General features: G+C 62.2%; 19 protein-coding genes. 18 read left to right on the top strand and 1 reads right to left on the bottom strand.

The genetic code is table 11. From position 1 onward, the window contains the following. Positions 1-382 precede the first annotated feature (382 nt). The 18 genes from cofG (at position 383) to KDW95_RS12755 (ending at position 18,164) form a co-directional block, all read left to right on the top strand. Positions 383-1,513, top strand: a complete 1,131-nt coding sequence (cofG, locus tag KDW95_RS12840; protein WP_255852211.1) for a 7,8-didemethyl-8-hydroxy-5-deazariboflavin synthase CofG — start codon at positions 383-385, stop codon at positions 1,511-1,513. Positions 1,514-1,527: 14 nt separating this feature from the next. Further along, positions 1,528-2,748 (top strand): 5-amino-6-(D-ribitylamino)uracil--L-tyrosine 4-hydroxyphenyl transferase CofH, encoded by a 1,221-nt coding sequence (cofH, locus tag KDW95_RS12835; RefSeq protein ID WP_255852209.1) that lies wholly within the window; start codon positions 1,528-1,530, stop codon positions 2,746-2,748. Further along, complete coding sequence (cofD, locus tag KDW95_RS12830; RefSeq protein WP_255852208.1) at positions 2,745-3,728, top strand: 2-phospho-L-lactate transferase; 984 nt, start codon at positions 2,745-2,747, stop codon at positions 3,726-3,728. The genes cofH and cofD overlap by 4 nt, the downstream gene beginning before the upstream one ends. Continuing rightward, positions 3,725-4,366 (top strand): 2-phospho-L-lactate guanylyltransferase, encoded by a 642-nt coding sequence (gene cofC, locus KDW95_RS12825; RefSeq protein WP_255852207.1) that lies wholly within the window; start codon positions 3,725-3,727, stop codon positions 4,364-4,366. The genes cofD and cofC overlap by 4 nt, the downstream gene beginning before the upstream one ends. Further along, positions 4,354-5,214 (top strand): coenzyme F420-0:L-glutamate ligase, encoded by an 861-nt coding sequence (gene cofE / locus KDW95_RS12820; protein WP_255852206.1) that lies wholly within the window; start codon positions 4,354-4,356, stop codon positions 5,212-5,214. Before cofC ends, cofE begins: the two co-directional genes overlap by 13 nt. Positions 5,215-5,321: 107 nt before the next feature. After that, on the top strand, positions 5,322-5,993 hold the full coding sequence (gene npdG / locus KDW95_RS12815; protein ID WP_255852205.1) for an NADPH-dependent F420 reductase: 672 nt from the start codon (positions 5,322-5,324) through the stop codon (positions 5,991-5,993). 40 nt (positions 5,994-6,033) lie between these two features. Beyond that, positions 6,034-7,038, top strand: coding sequence for a TIGR03842 family LLM class F420-dependent oxidoreductase (locus KDW95_RS12810; protein ID WP_255852204.1), 1,005 nt, complete (start codon positions 6,034-6,036; stop codon positions 7,036-7,038). A gap of 110 nt (positions 7,039-7,148) precedes the next feature. Continuing rightward, entirely contained in the window at positions 7,149-8,381 is a 1,233-nt protein-coding gene (locus tag KDW95_RS12805; RefSeq protein ID WP_255852203.1) for a Zn-dependent hydrolase, read from the top strand. A 409-nt stretch (positions 8,382-8,790) separates the two neighbouring features. After that, on the top strand, positions 8,791-9,954 hold the full coding sequence (locus KDW95_RS12800; protein ID WP_255852202.1) for an NAD(P) transhydrogenase subunit alpha: 1,164 nt from the start codon (positions 8,791-8,793) through the stop codon (positions 9,952-9,954). Continuing rightward, complete coding sequence (locus KDW95_RS12795; RefSeq protein ID WP_255852201.1) at positions 9,954-10,295, top strand: NAD(P) transhydrogenase subunit alpha; 342 nt, start codon at positions 9,954-9,956, stop codon at positions 10,293-10,295. The genes KDW95_RS12800 and KDW95_RS12795 overlap by 1 nt, the downstream gene beginning before the upstream one ends. Continuing rightward, a complete protein-coding gene (locus KDW95_RS12790) occupies positions 10,276-11,670 on the top strand; it encodes an NAD(P)(+) transhydrogenase (Re/Si-specific) subunit beta (RefSeq protein WP_255852200.1) in 1,395 nt (464 codons plus the stop codon). Before KDW95_RS12795 ends, KDW95_RS12790 begins: the two co-directional genes overlap by 20 nt. A gap of 20 nt (positions 11,671-11,690) precedes the next feature. Further along, positions 11,691-11,834 carry a hypothetical protein gene (locus KDW95_RS12785; protein WP_255852199.1) on the top strand — a complete coding sequence of 48 codons (144 nt, stop codon included), beginning with the start codon at positions 11,691-11,693 and terminating at the stop codon, positions 11,832-11,834. A gap of 201 nt (positions 11,835-12,035) precedes the next feature. After that, entirely contained in the window at positions 12,036-12,224 is a 189-nt protein-coding gene (locus KDW95_RS12780) for a hypothetical protein (RefSeq protein ID WP_255852198.1), read from the top strand. 973 nt (positions 12,225-13,197) lie between these two features. Beyond that, positions 13,198-14,622, top strand: a complete 1,425-nt coding sequence (locus KDW95_RS12775) for a c-type cytochrome (RefSeq protein ID WP_255852197.1) — start codon at positions 13,198-13,200, stop codon at positions 14,620-14,622. Positions 14,623-14,665: 43 nt separating this feature from the next. Then, the gene (ctaD, locus tag KDW95_RS12770; protein ID WP_255852196.1) at positions 14,666-16,429 is read left to right on the top strand and encodes a cytochrome c oxidase subunit I; all 1,764 of its coding nucleotides are present in this window, start codon (positions 14,666-14,668) and stop codon (positions 16,427-16,429) included. After that, complete coding sequence (locus tag KDW95_RS12765; protein WP_255852195.1) at positions 16,426-17,100, top strand: cytochrome c oxidase subunit 3; 675 nt, start codon at positions 16,426-16,428, stop codon at positions 17,098-17,100. Before ctaD ends, KDW95_RS12765 begins: the two co-directional genes overlap by 4 nt. A gap of 4 nt (positions 17,101-17,104) precedes the next feature. Then, entirely contained in the window at positions 17,105-17,815 is a 711-nt protein-coding gene (locus KDW95_RS12760) for a heme-copper oxidase subunit III family protein (RefSeq protein WP_255852194.1), read from the top strand. A 10-nt stretch (positions 17,816-17,825) separates the two neighbouring features. Beyond that, entirely contained in the window at positions 17,826-18,164 is a 339-nt protein-coding gene (locus KDW95_RS12755; RefSeq protein ID WP_255852193.1) for a cytochrome C oxidase subunit IV family protein, read from the top strand. 356 nt (positions 18,165-18,520) lie between these two features. On the opposite strand, the gene KDW95_RS12750 is transcribed toward KDW95_RS12755, so the two are convergent. Then, positions 18,521-19,075 (bottom strand): magnesium transporter, encoded by a 555-nt coding sequence (locus KDW95_RS12750; protein ID WP_255852192.1) that lies wholly within the window; start codon positions 19,073-19,075, stop codon positions 18,521-18,523. Positions 19,076-19,084: the final 9 nt, after the last annotated feature.

Here is a 19,084-nt window from a genome sequence, read left to right as displayed (position 1 = left end):
GCAGTCGGTCCGTTCAGCCCCAGGCCGGCTCCGAGTGGGCAGCCCCGCCTTCCTCGTGTGTTCTTCTCCTGCCGTACTGGTCACCCAAGACTGCCGCCCGGGCATCACAAGAACGCCGGCCGGCTGGCGCCTGCCTTGCCCCGTGCCCCTTGCTCCTTACACTCCTTGTCCCTTGTCCCTTGTCCCTTGTCCCTTGAACCTTCCCCCTTCCCCCTTCCCCCTTCCCCCTGCTTCTTTCGATGCCTGTAAAAATATTTGACCACTTGGCAAAATATGGTGTAAGTTAAATTTACCGTTTGGTAAAAAGTTGTTGTGCAGGCACGGCGACCTTTGACCTGAACTCTACAAGGCCCCACCAAAAACAATAACGGAGGCTGTGATCATGATGCTGAGCCGCACCCAGGCGCTGGCGCTGGAAAAGGCCACAGATGCCCAATTCAAGGACCTGAGTCTGCAGGCCGCTGCCCTGCGCGATACGCACTGGGGTCGGACCCTGACCTATTCGCGCAAGGTTTTCGTACCCCTGACCAACATGTGCCGCGACGACTGCGGCTACTGCACCTTCGTACAGAAACCCGGCTCCCCCAATGCCCGCGTGATGACGCCCGACGAAGTCATGGCCGTGGTGAAGGAGGGCGAGCGCCTGGGCTGCAAGGAAGTGCTGTTCAGCCTCGGCGAGAAGCCGGAGCTGCGTTACCCCGAGGCCCGCGAGGCGCTGGCGCAACTGGGGCACGGCAGCATGGTGGATTACCTGGCACAGATGTGTGAGCGCGTGCTGGCGCAATCCAGCCTGCTGCCCCACGTCAATGCCGGCACCCTGTCCGCTGAGGATATCCACAGGCTCAAGCCGGTCAGCGCCAGCATGGGCATGATGCTCGAGAACGTCAGCCGGCGCCTGATTCAGCGCGGCCAGGCGCATTATGCCTGCCCCGACAAGGTGCCCGTGCAGCGCATCCGCACGCTGGAGCGTGCCGGCGAGCAGGGCGTGCCTTTCACCACCGGCATTCTGATAGGTATCGGCGAGAACTGGGCCGAGCGCGTCGACAGCCTGATCACCATCAATAACCTGCACCGGCGCTACGGCCATATCCAGGAAGTGATCGTGCAGAACTTCCGTGCCAAGCCAGGCACCGCCATGGCGCATCATCCCGAGCCGGACCTGGACGACATGGTGCGCACCCTGGTGCTGGCGCGCCTGTTGCTGGACCCGAGTATCAGCGTGCAGGCGCCGCCTAATCTGCAGCAGCGCTTTGGCGCCTATATAGCCGCGGGCATCAATGACTGGGGCGGCATTTCTCCGCTCACCCTGGATCACATCAATCCGGAACGTGCCTGGCCGCAGATTGAATCCCTGCGGCAGGCCACGGCGGACTGCGGCTATGGCCTGCATGAGCGCCTGGCCGTTTATCCCCATTACCAGCAATACCCGGATCGTTTCTTCGCCGCCCCCATCGCTGCCCGCCTGGCCGGTATCGCCCGTGGCGATGGTCTGGCGCTGGCGCAATGTCACTGAACAGGAGAAAAGCCATGAATGCCGCCGTCCCTCATAACATTGCGCTGGCACAAGGCGTGCCGCAGGAGCTTTTCAACCCGGCTGTGAGCACAGAGGTTCGTGCCATCTTGCAGCAGGCCCTGAACGGTGAGGAGCTGAGCGAGGCGCAAGGCGTGGTGCTGTTTGGCACCGAAGGCGCCGAGCTGGATGCGCTCACCGCCACCGCCGATACCGTGCGTCGCCAGCGTGTGGGCGATCGCGCCAGCTTCGTGATCACCCGCAATATCAACTACACCAATGTCTGCTACATGGGCTGCAAGTTCTGCAACTTCGCCAAGCGCAAGGACGACCCCGAGGCCGAGTTTTTCGATCTGGATGAAATCGTGCGTCGCGCCCAGGAAGCCTGGGACAGGGGAGCCACCGAGGTGTGCATCCAGGGCGGGTTGCACCCGGACCTGCCGGTGCATTTCTATCGCGACATGCTCAAGGCGATCAAGAGCGTGCTGCCGGGCATGCATATCCATGCGTTCTCGCCGTTCGAGATCTGGTTTGGCGCCCGCAAAAGCAAGATGTCCTACGCCGACTTTATCCAGGACCTGATGGACCACGGCCTGGGCTCCATGCCCGGTACCGCCGCCGAGATTCTGGATACCGATATCCGCAAGCAGCTGACCAAAGACAAGCTCAGCACCGAGCAGTGGGTCGAGATTATCCAGACCGCCCACCGCCTGGGCCTGCCGACCACCGCGACCATCATGTACGGCCATATCGACGGCCCCGAGCACTGGGCGGCGCACCTGGCGTTGCTGCGCACCATTCAGCAGAAAACCGGCGGCTTTACCGAATTCGTGCCGCTGGGTTTTATTCACTACAAGACACCGCTCTACCTGGAAGTGGAGGGCGTGCGGCCCGGCCCCACGCGGCATGAACATATCCGCATGCACGCCGTGGCCCGGCTGATGCTCAATGGCTGGATCGACAACATCCAGGCGTCCTGGGTCAAGCTCGGTACCGAGCTTGCCCAGCAGATGCTGGCCGCCGGGGTGAATGACCTGGGTGGCACCCTGATGAACGAGAGCATTTCCCGCGCCGCCGGTGGCGAGCATGGCCAGGAAATGCAGCCGCAGGAACTGATCGGCATGATGCGTGCGATGGGGCGCGAACCGGTGCGTCGCAACACCCTTTACCGCCCGCTGGAGTTCTTCGACAGCGTCGAGCCGCTGCCGCAATCGCTGCTGGCAGGAGGTCTGGCATGAGTGCGCCGAAAGTGACCCTGCTGGCCGGCGGCGGTGGCGGTGCCAAGCTGGCGGTGGGTCTTGCCGCCGTGCTGGAGCCAGGACAGCTGTCGGTCATCGGCAACGTGGCGGACGACCAGGAGTTTCATGGTCTCTGGGTGTCCCCGGATATCGATACCCTGACCTACAGCCTGGCCGGCCTGATCGATCGCAACAAGGGCTGGGGGCTGGCGAACGAAACCAGCCGCACGCTGCAAGGGCTGGCCCGGCTGGGGGCCGACGACTGGATGTACCTGGGCGATCAGGATTTCGCTACCCATATCTACCGCACCGAGCTGCGTCGCCAGGGCGTGCGCCCCAGCGCCATTGCCCAGACGATCGCCCGGGCGCTGGGGGTCAGCACCAATATCCTGCTGCCCAGCGATGACCGCATGCAGACCGAGGTCAAGACCGCCCGCGGCTGGCTGTCGTTTCAGGAGTACTTTGTACGCGAGCAGTGCCGGCCACAGGTGCTGGAACTGCGGATTCAGGGGCTGGAAGACGCGCGCCCGACCGAGGAAGCGCTGGCCGCCATCCGCGATGCGGACCTGGTGATCCTCGGTCCCAGCAACCCGCTGGTGAGCATCGGGCCGATACTGGCGCTGCCCGGCATTCGCGCGGCCCTGGAAAAGACCTGTGCAACCCGCATCGCCGTTTCGCCGCTGATTGCTGGCCAGACCGTGAAGGGGCCGGCCAATAGCATGCTCAAGGCCGCAGGCTACAGCGCCAGCAACCTGGGTGTGGCCGACTGCTACCGGGGCCTGATCGACAGCCTGGTGATCGATACCGGCGACAGCGCCGATGTGACGGCCCTGCAAGCGCGGGGCCTGAATACCGCCGTGACCCAGACCCTGATGTGCAGTGATGCCGACAAGGCCTGCCTGGCACGGGAGCTGCTGGCCCTGGCGGGCCTGGAGCCGGTGGCGCCTGCCAGGGCTCCGCTGTGGAGGGTGCCGGCATGACCCTGAAAACCCTGATCGTGATTCCGGTGAAGGATTTCAGTGCGGCCAAGAGCCGACTGCGCCCGGTGCTGGATGACAGCGACCGCAGCCAGCTGGCCCGGCGCCTGTGCGAACGCACCCTGCGCTTTTTCCAGTGCCACTTTCCCGACTACCCGCTGCTGGTGGTCACGGCGTCTGCCGCCATTGGCGAGCTGGCCCGCGGCTACGGTGCCTCGGTGCTGCGCGAGCTGCGCCCGGCCGGGTTGTCGGGGGCCGCGGCCCTGGCGGCTCACTGGAGCAAAAGGCACGGCTTTGATTCCCAGCTGCTGGTGCCGGCGGACATTGCCCGCCTCGATGCGGCCGAGTTTGGCTGCCTGCTTGGCCAGCCCAGAGCCGTCCCGTCGGTGCTGATCTGCCCGGCCAGCGATGCCGGTACCAATGCGTTGCTGACCACGCCGCCGGATGTGCTGCCGTTCAGTTTTGGTGAGCGCTCCAGCGAAGCGCACCAGGCGTCGGCGCGGCGGCGTTCGCTGCCGTGCCAGCTGCTGCACTTCGAGCACATGCGGTTCGATCTGGATACCCCGGATGACCTTCACAACCTGATGCATCAACCCAGCGGCGATTTGTCGCGAGAACTGGTGACCCTATGGAATTTGTAAGCCATCACACCCCGGAGCCGTCTTCGCTGTTTGGCGACTTCGGCGGCAGTACTGTCCGGCAGGCCGACGGGGCCCGTACCGAATCCATCTCCATGCAGGTGTTGCCGGGTATCCCGGATATCGCGCCGGGGGATGACCTGGCCGCGCTGCTGCTGGAGTCCATCGAACGGGCGGCCCTGGTACTGCAGGACGGTGACATCCTGGTCATCGCCCACAAGGTGGTCTCCAAGGCCGAAGGCCGGATTACACGGCTGGCGGATGTGCAGCCCGGCGCCAGGGCGCGCGAACTTGGGCTGGAGCTGAACAAGGACCCGCGCAAGGTGGAAGTGATACTGGGAGAGTCCAGCCGCGTGGTGCGGGCCCTCAAGCGCCCCGGCCAGCTCGAGGGCACCCTGATTGCCGAGCACCGGCTGGGCTTTATCTGCGCCAATGCCGCGGTGGATGAATCCAATGTCGGTGCCGAGGAAACCGTGATCCTGCTGCCCGAAGACCCGGACCGCAGCGCGCGGGAAATCTGCGCCGTACTGGAGCGCGCCAGTGGCGTGCGTCTGGGGGTCGTGATTACCGATACCTTCGGCCGTCCCTGGCGCATGGGGCTGGTGAATGTGGCGGTGGGGCTGGCCAGGGTGCCGAGCCAGATCGACCTGGTGGGCGAGCGCGATGCCTTTGGGCGTGAACTTTCGGTCACGGTGCCGGCGCTGGCCGATGAGCTCGCGGCGGCCTCGGGCCTGCTGATGAGCAAGGACGGCAAGACCCCGGCGATCCTGTTCCGCGGCATCGACTGGGCGCCGGACAACAGCTCGGCGCGCGACCTGGTGCGCCCGCCGCAGGAGGACCTGTTCCGCTAAACCCCGCCGGGCCTGAGGCCTGGACGGGCCGCAGCAACGGCTTCCTGAAACGACAAAAGCGCAACCGACAGTCATTTGAAACAACAAGAACAAGAGGATCTGAGTCGATGAAAATATCCATACTGGGTGGTACAGGCCCGCAGGGGCGGGGTCTGGCGCTGCGCTTTGCCCGCGCCGGCATCGAGGTCGCGATAGGCTCGCGCGAAGCGGCCCGGGCGGCAGAGGCGGCCGCACAGCTAGGCGCCTTGCTGAAGCCGGGTGCCGCCGCGATCAGTGGTCATGATATCCGCAGCGCCGTGATTGCCGCCGACGAGCTGGTCATCCTGGCGGTGCCCTACAGTGCCCATGACGCCACCCTCGAGTCCATCAGGGATCTGCTGGTGGACAAGGTGCTGGTCGATATCGCCGTACCCCTGGCCCAGGGCGACCCCAAGCGGGTGGACATGCCGGCGGCCGGTTCTGCCACCGAAGCGGCCCAGGCGCTGCTGGGCGAGGGCATTCCGGTGGTGGGTGCACTGCACAACGTCTCGGCCACGGTACTGAACGACCTGGATCACGGCATCAACTGTGATGTGCTGGTGTGCGGCAACGACCTGGCGGCCAAGGAGAAGGTTATCGAGCTGATCCGCAAGCTGGATGTCGCCGCCTACAACTGTGGCCCGGCCGAAAGCGCCCGCTGCATCGAGGCCATTACCCCCATTCTGATCCGCCTGAATATTTCCAAGAAAGTGCCCTTTAGCCACGCCGGTATCCGTATTTGCCCGCCGGATGCGCATTAATTTTCATCCTCGATAAAAACAAAGACCCAGGAGAGTGACTATGGAATTTGGTATCTGCTTTAAAGGTTTTGTCAGCCACGACCGTGCCCGCAGCCTGGTAAAACAGGCCGAAGAGGCCGGCTTCGATTACTGCTGGTTTTACGACTCCCATATCCTGTGGCGCGAGTGCTATCCGGCCATCGCCATGTGCATGGAGCACACCTCGCGCATCAAGTTCGCGCCCTGCGTCACCAACCCCAATGCCAGGGACTGGTCACTGGCGGCCAGCCTGTTCGGCAGCCTGGCCAAGCAGAGCGGTGGCCGCTTTGAAGTGGGCCTGGGGCGCGGCGACAGCTCGGTGCGGGTGATGGGCAAGAAGCCCGCCACCCTGGCCCGCGTGGCCGAGTTCACCACCAAGGTGAAAGCCATGGTCCGTGGCGAGGAAGTGATGTATGGGGAATGCCCGGAACCGGTGCAGTTTCCCTGGGCCGAGGGTTACGAGCTGCCGGTGCATATCGGGGCCTACGGCCCGATGGCGCTGAAGACCGCGGGCGAAGTGGGGGATGGCGTGATCCTGCAGATCGGCGAACCCTCGCTGATCAAGTGGCTGGCCGACCAGGCCATCGCCGCCGGGGTCGAGGCCGGTCGTGACATGTCGAACTTCAAGGTCATCGCGGCAGCGCCGGCCTATTTCGGCGACAGGGCCAGCTGCGTCGAGTCCACCAAGTGGTTCCCGGCCATGGTGGGCAACCATGTGGCCGATATCGTCGAAAAATACGGTACCGACAGTGGCCTGGTGCCCAAAAGCCTGACCGACTATATCGAGAAGCGCAAAGGCTACGATTACTCCAAACATGGCCAGAGCGATAACCCCTACCTGGACTTCATTACACCGGAAATTGTCGAGAGCTTCTGTGTACTGGGCGAAGCCGAGCAGCATATCGCCAAACTAAAACACCTGAAAGAAGCCGGTACCACCCAGTTCAATATCTATCTGGATAACGGCGACGAGGAAAATATTATCGCCCAGTACGGCGAGCATATTATTCCGCGCTTCAAGAACTGACGAAGCGCCGCAAAGGGAAGATAGCCGCAGGGGGCTAAATGGCCCCCTTTTCTTTCACCGCACCTGCCACAGTTTCAGGTGCCGGCATTCAGATCAGAGAGAGTTTAAACATGCAGAAAATAACCGTTAACCAGCAACGCCTGTGGGACAGCCTGATGCAGATGGGCGAGATCGGCGGCACCGAAAAGGGCGGCGTCTGCCGCCTGGCGCTGACCGACCTGGACAAGCAGGGCCGTGACCTCTTTGTCCGCTGGTGCAAAGAGGCCGGCTGCAGCATTCGCATCGACAAGATGGGCAACATCTTTGCCCGCCGTGCAGGCACAGACGATTCCCTGCCGCCGGTGGTCATGGGCAGCCACCTGGATACCCAACCCACCGGCGGCAAATTCGACGGCATCTATGGCGTGCTGTCGGGCCTTGAGGTGATTCGCAGCCTGAATGACCAGGGTATCGAAACCCGTGCCCCCATCGAGGCCTCGGTCTGGACCAACGAGGAAGGCTCGCGCTTTCCGCCAGCCATGGTGGCCTCCGGGGTCTTTGCCGGTGTGTTCGATCTGGAGTACGGCCTCAGCCGGGCGGACCTGGATGGCAAGACCATGGGCGAGGAACTGGCACGCATCGGTTATGCAGGCCCTGACGATGTCGGCGGGCGACCTTTCAAGGCCTTCTTCGAAGCCCATATCGAGCAGGGGCCGATCCTGGAGGACGAGGACAAGCAGATTGGCGTGGTGACCGATGCCCAGGGACAGCGCTGGTACGAAATCACCCTCACCGGACAGGAATCCCACGCCGGCCCCACCCCCATGACACGGCGTCGCGACGCCCTGGTGGGGGCTGCGCGCCTGATCGACGCCGTCAATCGCATCGGCATGGACAACCAGCCCAACGCCTGCGCGACCGTGGGCCTGGTGCAGGTCTTCCCGAATTCGCGCAACGTCATTCCGGGCCAGGTGTTCTTTACCGTGGACTTCCGTCACCCCGACGCCGACGTGCTGTCGGGCATGGATCAGGCGCTGCGCGAGCTGGCTGACCGGGTGTCCGGCGAGCTGGGGCTCGAAATGAAGTTCGAGCAGATCTGGTATTCGCCACCGGTGCCCTTCGACACCGCCTGCGTGAACTCCGTGCGCCAGGCCGCTGAAAGCTTCGGCTACAGCCACCGCGATATCGTCAGCGGCGCCGGTCACGATGCCTGCTATATCTCCCGGGTGGCACCGACCTCCATGGTCTTTGTGCCCTGCGAGAACGGCATCAGCCACAACGAAGCGGAAAACGCCAAGGCGGAAGATCTGGCTGCCGGCTGCAACGTACTGCTGCAGGCGGTGCTGGAGCGCGCCAACGACTGAAGCAATGGCTGCGGATAACCCGGCATGGAGTGCCGGGTTGTTTTTGAAAGAAGTGATTGGTGACTAGTAACTAGTTATTGGTAAAAGGGGCAAGGGGCAAGGGGCAAGGGTAAAGGTGAAAGGTGAAAGGTAAAAGCGAATAAAAAAGGTTCCTTGCAAAGATAAAATCTTCTGTTTTGAGTCGAAAATAAAAATACAGTCATATTCTAGTTGTATTTAAGGCCTGGTGTGGCTGTCGGGGGTTAATGCTGGTTGATGTTTATTTGAAAATATTCAAATGCAGTATGGGTAAGTTGTTGCGCAACTTTATGCAAGCGCTGGTCTGAATATTAATGAGTTTAAAATCCTGATGTTAAATTAAACCGCGTTCGCTGTTTAAATATTTATTCAATCGTACAGGAGAAAAATAATGAAATTATCTGTACTCAAGGATCTGTATCCCGGTGAGCGGCGCGTAGCGCTGACACCGGCCAATGTCGCGGCGCTCTGTGCCCGTGGCTGTGATATTCGGGTGGAGGCCGGGGCCGGTGAACAGGCCGGCTTCGCCGATGAGCTCTATATCGAGTCCGGCGCCGACATCGTGATGACGCGCAGTGAGGCCCTGGCGGGCAGCGAGGTACTGTTGTGCGTCAATGCCAGCCGCAACGAGGATCTGGACGGATTCTGTGCCGGTCAGCTGTGCATCGCCCTGATGGACCCGTTGAGCGATAGCGCGCGCTTTAAGGCGCTGGCCGAGCGCGGACTGTCGCTGCTGGCGCTGGAGCTGGTGCCGCGCATCAGCCGGGCCCAGAGCATGGATGTGCTGTCGTCCATCGCCACCATCGCAGGTTACAAGGCGGTGCTGCTGGCCGCCGAGGCGGCGCCGCGCATTTTCCCGATGATGATGACTGCAGCCGGTACCCTGAATCCGGCCCGGGTCTTTGTCATGGGCGCCGGTGTTGCCGGCTTGCAGGCGGCGGCCACCGCCAGGCGCCTGGGGGCCGTGGTGGAAGCCTATGATGTGCGCGCGGCTGCCCGTGAGCAGATTATTTCCGTCGGTGCGCGACCCATCGAGCTGGACCTGCCCACGGCCGCAGCTGAAGGCCAGGGCGGCTATGCCGCCGCACAGGACGCGGATTTTCTGACCCGTCAGCGCGAACAGATGACCGCCGTGCTGGCACAGCAGGATATTGTCATTACCACGGCGGCGATTCCCGGCAGCCAGGCGCCGGTGCTGATCAGTGCGGGGATGGTGGCGGCGATGAAGCCCGGTGCCGTAATTGTGGATCTGGCGGCGGAGCGCGGTGGCAACTGTGAACTCACCCGGGCCGGGGAAACCCGTCAGGTCGAGGGCGTCACCATCATGGGGCCGTTGAACCTGGCCGCTACTGTACCCATGCATGCCAGCCAGATGCACGGCCGCAATATCGAGAACCTGTTGCTGCACCTGCTGAACGCGGATGCCCGCCTGCAGCTGGATTTTGACGATGAAATTGTTGCCGACACCCTGGTGAGTCACCAGGGCGAGATCTGCGCCCCTCGCGTGCGTGAACGCCTGGGGCTTGGTGAGCGGGCGCTGAAGGAGGTGGCCTGATGGAAATTCTGATACTGCAAATTTCACTCTTCGTGCTGGCGGTCTTTCTGGGCGTCGAGCTTATCACCAAGGTGCCGGCCACCCTGCATACGCCGCTGATGTCCGGCAGCAATGCCATCTCCGGCATCACCCTGGTGGGGGCCTTGCTCAGCGCCGGCGCCGGCGATGGCAACGGTCTATGGGTGCCCGTGCTGGGGATGATCGCCGTGACCCTGGCAACCATTAATGTCGTCGGTGGTTTCCTCGTGACCAACAGAATGCTGCGCATGTTCCGGCCCCGCCAGAATACTGCCCCAGCTGCTAACAGGGGAGGTGTGAGTCATGAATCTGTTGCTGGTTGATGGTTTTTACCTGCTGGCGGCCATGCTGTTCGTCGGTGGCATCAAGGGCCTGACCCGGCCGCGTACCGCGGTGCGTGGCAACCAGATGGCGGCTATCGGCATGCTGGTGGCGGTGGTGGTGACCCTGCTGGATCGGTCGATCCTGTCCTATGAATGGATACTCGGTGGCGTGGTGCTGGGGTCGCTGGTCGGCACGGTGCTGGCGATCCGCATCCAGATGACGGCGATGCCGCAGATGGTGGCGCTGCTCAACGGCTTTGGTGGCGGTGCATCGCTCTGCGTGGCGGCGGCCAGTTTTCTGGGCCAGACCGCGACCGCAGGCCCCCAGGGGCTGGTGGCACTGGTGGCCATCTGCCTGACGCTGCTGATTGGCGCGGTTACCCTCAGCGGCAGTGCGGTGGCCTTTGCCAAGCTGCAGGAACTGCTGCCGGGTCGGCCGCTGGGTTTCCGGGGCATGGGCGGCCTGAACCTGGCGCTCTTTGCCGCCGTGCTGGCACTGGCGGGCTCACTTATCAGCGGCAGCGGTGACAGCAGCACCCTGGTATTGCTCACAGTGCTGGCCCTGGTGCTGGGGGTAACCCTGGTCATGCCCATTGGTGGTGCTGACATGCCGGTGGTGATAGCCCTGCTGAATTCCTACTCGGGGCTGGCGGCGGCGGCGGCGGGGTTCATCATGGGTAACAGCGTGCTGGTGGTGTCCGGTGCCCTGGTGGGGGCGTCGGGCATTATCCTCACCCGCATCATGTGCGTGGCCATGAACCGTTCCCTCACCGCGGTACTCTTTGGTTCGGCTGCCGAGGCCGGTGGGGCCGTGATGGATGCCGATGAGGTCTATGCCGGCAAGGTGAAGTCGTCCTCGCCGGAGGAAGTGGGCATGCTGCTCGAGAGCGCCCGCCGCGTGGTGATCGTGCCGGGCTTTGGCCTGGCCATGGCCCAGGCGCAGCACGCGGTGCGCGACCTGGCCGACTCGCTGGAGCGGCGCGGCATCGAGGTGATCTATGGCCTGCATCCGGTGGCGGGGCGCATGCCCGGCCACATGAACGTGCTGCTGGCCGAAGCCGAGGTCGCCTACGACAAGATGCAGCCGATGGAGGAGGTCAATGCGCTGTTCGAACAGACGGACGTGGCCATTGTGATCGGCGCCAACGATGTCACCAATCCCATGGCGCGGGAAGACAAGGGCAGCCCGATCTACGGCATGCCGATCCTGAACGTCGACAAGGCGCGTACCGTGGTGGTGGTCAAGCGCAGCCTGAGCCCGGGCTTTGCGGGCCTGCCCAACCCGCTCTTTGCCAGGGACAACTGCCTGATGCTCTTCGGCGATGGCAAGAAGGCCATCATGGAGCTGACAACGGCGGTCAACGAAACGGTTTAGGTATGTACAGGATGTACGGTATGCCGCGGGCGCATGGATGCGCAGTTCGGGCCTGCGCTATCCACAACAGGGCGCTCTTTGCCCGGGACAACTGCCTGATGCGCTTCGGCGATGGCAAGAAGGCCATCATGGAACTGACAACGGCGGTCAACGAAACGGTGTGAGCAAGGGAACGACGGTCTGCCGCCTGGTGGGCCGTCCCTGGCCGTGCAGTTCGGGCCTGCGCTATCCACAATTGGCCGCTCTTCGCCAGGGACAGCTGCCTGATGCTCTTCGGTGATGGCAAGAAGGCCATCATGGAGCTGACAACGGCGGTCAACGAAACGGTTTAGGTATGTACAGGATGTACGGTATGCCGCGGGCGCATGGATGCGCAGGAGCGGTCTATACAGGATGTACGGGCTGCCGCCTGGTGGGCCGTCCCTGGCCGTGCGGTTCGGGCCTGCGCTATCCACAACAGGACGCTCTTTGCCCGGGACAACTGCCTGATGCTCTTCGGTGATGGCAAGAAGGCCATCATGGAACTGACAACGGCGGTCAACGAAACGGTGTGAGCAAGGGAACGACGGTCTGCCGCCTGGTGGGCCGTCCCTGGCCGTGCAGTTCGGGCCTGCGCTATCCACAACAGGACGCTCTTTGCCAGGGACAGCTGCCTGATGCTGTTTGGCGATGGCAAGAAGGCCATCATGGAACTGACAACGGCGGTCAACGAAACGGTGTGAGCAAGGGAACGACGGTCTGCCGCCTGGTGGGTCGTCCCTGGCCGTGCGGTTCGGGCCTGCGCTATCCACAATTGGCCGTTCTTTGCCCTGGACAACTGCCTGATGCGCTTCAGTGATGGCAAGAAGGCCATCATGGAACTGACAAAGGCGGTCAACGAGACGGTGTGAGCAAGGGCACAACGGTATGCCGCGGGCGCATGGATGCGCAGGAGCGGTCTATACAGGATGTACGTTCTGCCGTGGGCGCGGTTTGCGCAGGGCTGATCCTTGGCATTGGCCCTGCTGTTCCGGGCCGTCTTTTCCCGCTGTGTATAAGTCTCTGTGTGTAAATGGTGTCTCCGATACGCGAATGTTACACACAGAATGGCTGTACAAGGCTGTGGTCAGTCTGGGGATAAGCTCCGCGTACTTTGCTAGAGGTCCCGTAAATCAGGCTTCCTGTGAAGCTGCATGATTTTTGAGTGTGCGGTGGGCAAATCGGGCCGCCGGGTTGTTTCGAAGATCGCGTCTGTATAACTGGCCACAGCTTATGCACAGTCCGGGAGAGGCGAGCGGGCCTGTGATCGCGGACCGGCGTCGCGGCCGGGTTCGCATATTTTTGCCTTCAGCACTACGCTTTTAGAGGTTTGGCCGGGTCCTGTTGAGCGCAATCCTGTGTCGTTTCCATTCGGGTGCCGTCCGGCTGTCGCGCCCCGATGCCATCTCAGGTCGGCCGACTCGCGCAACTGTGCTGGTCGCCGTGCCGAGCCTGTCGCAGGCGACTGCAGCAGGCTGTCAGCGTGGCGGCGGGCGAGGGTGATTATCGATGGCATTGGCAATCGTTTTTATCTTTATCGTTATCGCGTCAGTTCTGTTTCATCTGTTCAATCCCTGGCGTGCGACCGAAGCGGCTTCAAACTGGGGCTCGATTGACGATACCCTGTTTCTTACCCTGCTGATCACCGGCGTATTCTTCGTCGCCATTACCCTGTTCATGGCCCTGGCCCTCATTCGCTTTCGTCACCGCAAGGGTCTCAGGGCCCAGTACGAGCCGGAAAACAAACCCCTGGAATGGTGGCTGATTGGCGTGACCACTGTGGCCATCGCGGGGCTGCTGGCGCCGGGCCTGGTGGTCTATAACGATTTTGTCCGGGTGCCCGACAATGCCTATGAACTCGAGGTCGTGGGCCAGCAGTGGCAATGGGCATTTCGCCTGCCCGGCGCCGACGGTCGGCTGGGCACCTCGAGCGTGGAGTGGATCAGCGCCGCCAACCCGCTGGGGCTGAACCCCGAGGACGCCAGCGGTCAGGATGACGTTATCGTGCGGGGTAACGAGGTGCGCTTGCCGGTGGGCCTGCCAGTCAAGGTGCTGCAGCGTTCAAACGATGTGCTGCACAACTTCTACATTCCGCAGATTCGCAGCAAGATGGATATGGTGCCGGGCCTGGTGTCCTATTTCTGGTTTACCCCCATGGTGACGGGCTCCTATGAAATCCTCTGTGCCGAGTTCTGCGGCCTGGGTCACTACAACATGCGCGGACGAATGATCGTCGAAGCGCCCGAGGCCTTCGAGCAGTGGCTGGGACAGCAGCCTACCTTCGCACAGACGCAGGAGGCGTCGGCGCAGCGCTCGGGCCTTGATCCTGAGGTGGAGCGCGGTCGTGCGCTGGCCCAGCAGCATGGCTGTGTTGCCTGTCACAGCCTGGATGGCAGCAAGAGTCTGGGGCCCGGCTGGCTGGGGCTATATGGCAGCCTGGAGACCCTGGCCGATGGCAGCCAGGTTCGCGTCGATGAGGACTATCTGAAGGAATCCATCCTGCAGCCCGGTGCCCGTATGGTACAGGGCTATGCGGCGGTCATGGTGCCCTATGCGCTGGCGGATGCCGACCTGGAGGCGCTGGTTGCACTGATTCGCTCGCTGGGGCCCGAGGCCACTGATGCCGCGCAGGAGCAGCGGGTGTCGGACGGACAGCAGCTGGCCGAAACCCTGGGATGCCTGGCCTGCCACAGCCTCGATGGCAGCCCGGGTGTTGGCCCCAGCTGGAAAGGACTTTACGGCGCTACCGAGACCCTGATGGATGGCCGCGAGGTTCAGGTTGACGATGCCTATGTACGGGAATCGATTGTCAGCCCGGCGGCTCAGACGGTGAAGGGCTATGCGTCCGTGATGCCGGCCTACAGCCTGAACGATGCCCAGTTACAGGCTCTGGGCGCCTTTATCGCAGCCCTGGCAGACAAGGGCGCACCCTGAGAGTGGCCGGCGCCCGGGCGGCGCTGCGGCCGAGGAGGACATGATGGCCTATGCAGAACAGGCGGAACGGGATCCTGTGCATGTACCGCGCAGTTTCCTGACCCGTTATATCTGGAGCCAGGATCACAAGGTTATCGCTGTTCAGTATGGCCTGACGGCCATCTTTGTCGGCCTGGTGGGCCTGGTGCTGTCCGGGCTGATGCGCATGCAGATCGGCTTTCCCGGCAGCCTCGAGTTCATGGACCCCGCGGCCTATTACCAGGCCATGACCATGCACGGCATGATCATGGTGATCTACCTGCTGACCGCGCTGTTCCTCGGCGGTTTCGGCAACTACCTGATCCCGCTGATGGTGGGCGCTCGGGACATGGTGTTTCCCTATCTCAACATGCTGAGTTACTGGTTTTTCCTGCTGTCGGTGCTGGTGCTGCTGGCCAGTTTCTTCGTGCCCGGTGGCCCCACGGGCGCCGGCTGGACGCTGTATCCGCCCCAGTCCATCACCCGCGGCACCCCCGGGGCGGACTGGGGCATCGTGCTGATGCTGGTATCGCTGGCGATCTTCATCGTCGCCGCCACCATGGGGGGGCTGAACTATGTCACCACGGTGCTGCAGGCGCGCACCTACGGCATGACGCTGTTTCGCATGCCGCTGACCGTCTGGGGCATCTTCATGGCAACGGTGCTGGCGCTGCTGGCTTTCCCGGCGCTCTTTGTCAGCGCCATCATGATGCTGTGTGACCGCCTGCTGGGTACCAGCTTCTTTATGCCGGCGATGATGTCCATGGGGCAAGCGCTGGATCACGAAGGCGGCAGTCCCATACTGTTCCAGCACCTGTTCTGGTTTTTCGGCCATCCGGAAGTCTATATAGTCGCGCTGCCGGCCTTTGGCCTGGTGTCGGACCTGATCAGCACCCATGCCCGCAAGAATATCTTTGGCTACCGCATGATGGTGTGGGCGATAGTGGCCATCGGCGTGCTGAGTTTTGTGGTTTGGGCGCACCATATGTATGTCAGCGGCATGAATCCGAAATTCGGTTTTTTCTTTGCCACCACCACCCTGATTATCGCGGTACCCACGGCGCTCAAGGTATACAACTGGGTGCTGACGCTCTGGCGGGGCGACATCCATCTGCGGGTGCCGATGCTGTTCGCGCTGGCGTTTATCCTGACCTTCCTGGTGGGCGGGCTGACCGGGCTCTTTCTTGGCAACGTGATCGTCGATATCCCGCTGTCGGATACCTACTTCGTGGTGGCGCATTTCCACATGGTCATGGGGGTAGCGCCGATACTGGTGGTCTTCGGGGCCATTTACCACTGGTTCCCGAAGGTCACTGGCCGGATGCTGAACGATACCGTCGGTCAGCTGCATTTCTGGATCACCTTCCTGGGCACCTATGCCATCTACTTTCCCATGCACTACCTGGGTTTTCTGGGCGTGCCGCGCCGCTATTACGCCTTCGAGGGGTACGACTTTATTCCCCCCTCGGCGCAGGACCTGAATGCCTTTATCACGGTGGCGGCGCTGATTGTCGGCGTGAGCCAGCTGCTGTTTCTCGGCAACCTGGCCTGGAGCGCCTTTCGCGGGCCACCGTCGGGTCCCAATCCCTGGAAGGCCACCAGTCTCGAGTGGCAGACCCCGCAGACGCCGCCGGCCCATGGCAACTGGGGGCCGAAGCTGCCGGTGGTGCACCGCTGGGCCTATGATTACAGCATGCCCGGGCTGGAGCAGGATTACGTGCCCCAGACCCTGTCGGAGCAGGATCTGGCCGCGCTGCCCCGTCGCCGCGAGCCGGAGGTCGCCCCATGAGCAGCTCATTACTGAAAATGGCAGACGCTTACCCCGAGGGCGGAGGGCAGGAAGCACAGCGGGACCAGGATGAACGCAGCCGTGCCGCGATCCTTGGATTGCGCATCTTCCTGGCCGTCGTCAGTTCGTTTTTCTTTCTGTTCCTGATCGCCTTTATTGCGCGCTCCCAGCTGGGTGACTGGCGTCCGCTGACCGAACCTGCGGCGCCACTTTACCGGGTCGAGCCGCTGCTGTTGAACACCCTGGTGCTGATGATGGGCAGCCTGGCGCTGCAGTGGGCCCGGGTGGTTGCCCGGCACGGTCGCCGACTGGAAAGCTTCGCCGGCTTTTTGCTGGGCGGGTTCTGTGCGCTGGGCTTTATCGCCGGGCAGCTGTGGCTATGGCGGACTTTCGTCGTTCTGGGGTACGGCTTCTCGGTGAACCCGGCCAACAGTTTCTTTTTTCTGCTGACCGGGCTGCATGGTCTGCACCTGCTGGGCGGGCTCGTTGTCTGGGCCAGAACCCTCTGGCGCTACGGCTGTGGCCTGCCGCTGGCGCAGCTGAGCCGAAGCCTCGCGCTCTGTGCGATCTACTGGCACTACCTGCTGGCGCTCTGGCTGGTGCTCTTTGTCGTCCTCAGCAGCAGCCCGCAAACCTATCAAGTAATCGCCGCCTTCTGTGGCCTGAGGTGATGATATGGCCCGGTCTTCAAGAGATGCGCCGCTAGCCGAGCGGCCCCCGACAGAAGCCGCCGCACCCGGTGGCTGGGAAGGTCTGTACCGCGACTGGTCGTCGGACAAGGAGGCCTTCAGGCAGGTGTCCTGGGGCAAGGCCATGATGTGGATTTTCCTGCTCAGCGATACCTTTGTGTTTTCCTGCTTTCTGATCGGCTACATGGCCGTGCGCATGACCACCACCGCACCCTGGCCCAATACCAGCGAAGTCTTTGCCTTGACCCTTGGGGGGCACTCGATACCGCTGATTCTGATCGCGATCATGACCTTTGTACTGATCAGCAGCAGCGGCACCATGGCCATGGCCGTCAATTTCGCCTACCGCCGGGCGCGGCTCAGAACAGGGCTGCTGATACTGGCGACGGCGCTGCTGGGCGCGGCCTTTGTCGGCATGCAGGCATTCGAGTGGAGCAAGCTGATTGAAGAGGGTGTAAGACCCTGGGGAAACCCCGAGGGCGCGGCGCAGTTTGGTGCCAGTTTTTTCATGATCACGGGCTTTCACGGGCTGCATGTTTCCATTGGTGTAATTTACCTCAGCGTGGTGGCCTACAAGGTAATGCGTGGGCACTACGAAAGCAGCGGGGACTACCAGGTGGTCGAGATCGCCGGGCTCTACTGGCATTTCGTGGACCTGGTCTGGGTCTTTATTTTCGCGTTCTTTTATCTCTGGTGAGGTGCCGGCAATGGAATCTATGCACGAGATTAAACAGGGGCAGCAGCATCCCGTGAGCCTCTATCTGAAAATATGGGGGTTGCTGTTTATCCTCAGTACCCTGTCTTACCTGGTGGACTATTTTCATTTCGAGGGCCCGTTGCGCTGGGCCCTGATTCTTATTTTCATGCTGCTCAAGGCCGGCCTGATCGTGTCGATTTTCATGCACATGGCGTGGGAAAGGCTGGCCATTGTGTATGCCATCCTGGTTCCCCCCCTGTGCCTGCTGGTACTGATGGGGCTGATGGCGGTTGAAGCTGATTACGTCTTCCTCAGTCGCCTATTATTTTTCGGAAAAGACGGGGGCTAAAAATCAGGGCTACCAGGATACTGGCGGGCAGCGGCAGTACTGCAGCGGTCTTTCGTAGTGCGTACGGAAGTAATGGGGCTGATGGCGGCGCAAGCCGACCCTTGTCATGTACCTTCCTCAATCGCTTGCTGTTTTCGGTAAAAGCGGGGGCTAAAAATCAGGGCTACCAGGATACTGGCGGGCAGGGGCAGGGGCAGCATTGCAGTGATCTTTCGTAGTGCTGATGGCACTAATGGGGCTGATGGCGGCGCAAGCCGGCCCTTGTCTTGTGCCTTCTTCAGCCGCTTGCTGTTTTTCGGTAAGGGCGGGGACGAAAACGCCCGGCTACCAGGGGTTGCCGGGCGGGATCAGAGGATCTAGATGGTGCGCTTGAACTGGTGCCACTTTTGCAACCAGGCGACCACGAAGTGCGGCGCGGCATCACCGGTGCCGGCAAGCTTGAGCCGCGGGTGCTGTTTGACCACCTTGTTGAGAATATCCTCCTGCTCCGGCTCAACATCGACAAAAAAGATGTGCTTGCCGTGCTTTAACAGGCGTTTGAAGCGGCGAAAATGCGCGTTCGGTTCCTGAATGCCAAAGAAGCCACCCTCCCAGGTACAAAAGCCCAGTATGACGACCGCAAGGAATGCAAAGGGTATCCAGCCGGCGGCGGTTTCGGTCCAGCCCATCATGTAGGCCACGCCCAGCATCAGTGCGGCCAGCACGACACCAACGACGGCGCCAATCTCGCCGGAGTGCACAACGTCCTGCTTCATAAATGACACCACTTCCGGCAGGTGGTGTTGTTCGATAGCTGCATCATTTTCACTGAGTACATGGATCTGCTCAACGCTGATGCCGCTGGCTTCCAGTTCATGTTCGACGGTTTCGAGTTCGTCGAGGTTATCACTGATGTAATAGTGCCGTTGCATGACACACCT

The organism is Marinobacterium rhizophilum, from assembly GCF_024397915.1.
GTDB lineage: Bacteria > Pseudomonadota > Gammaproteobacteria > Pseudomonadales > Balneatricaceae > Marinobacterium_A > Marinobacterium_A rhizophilum_A.
This window is presented reverse-complemented; position numbering and strand designations above follow the sequence as displayed.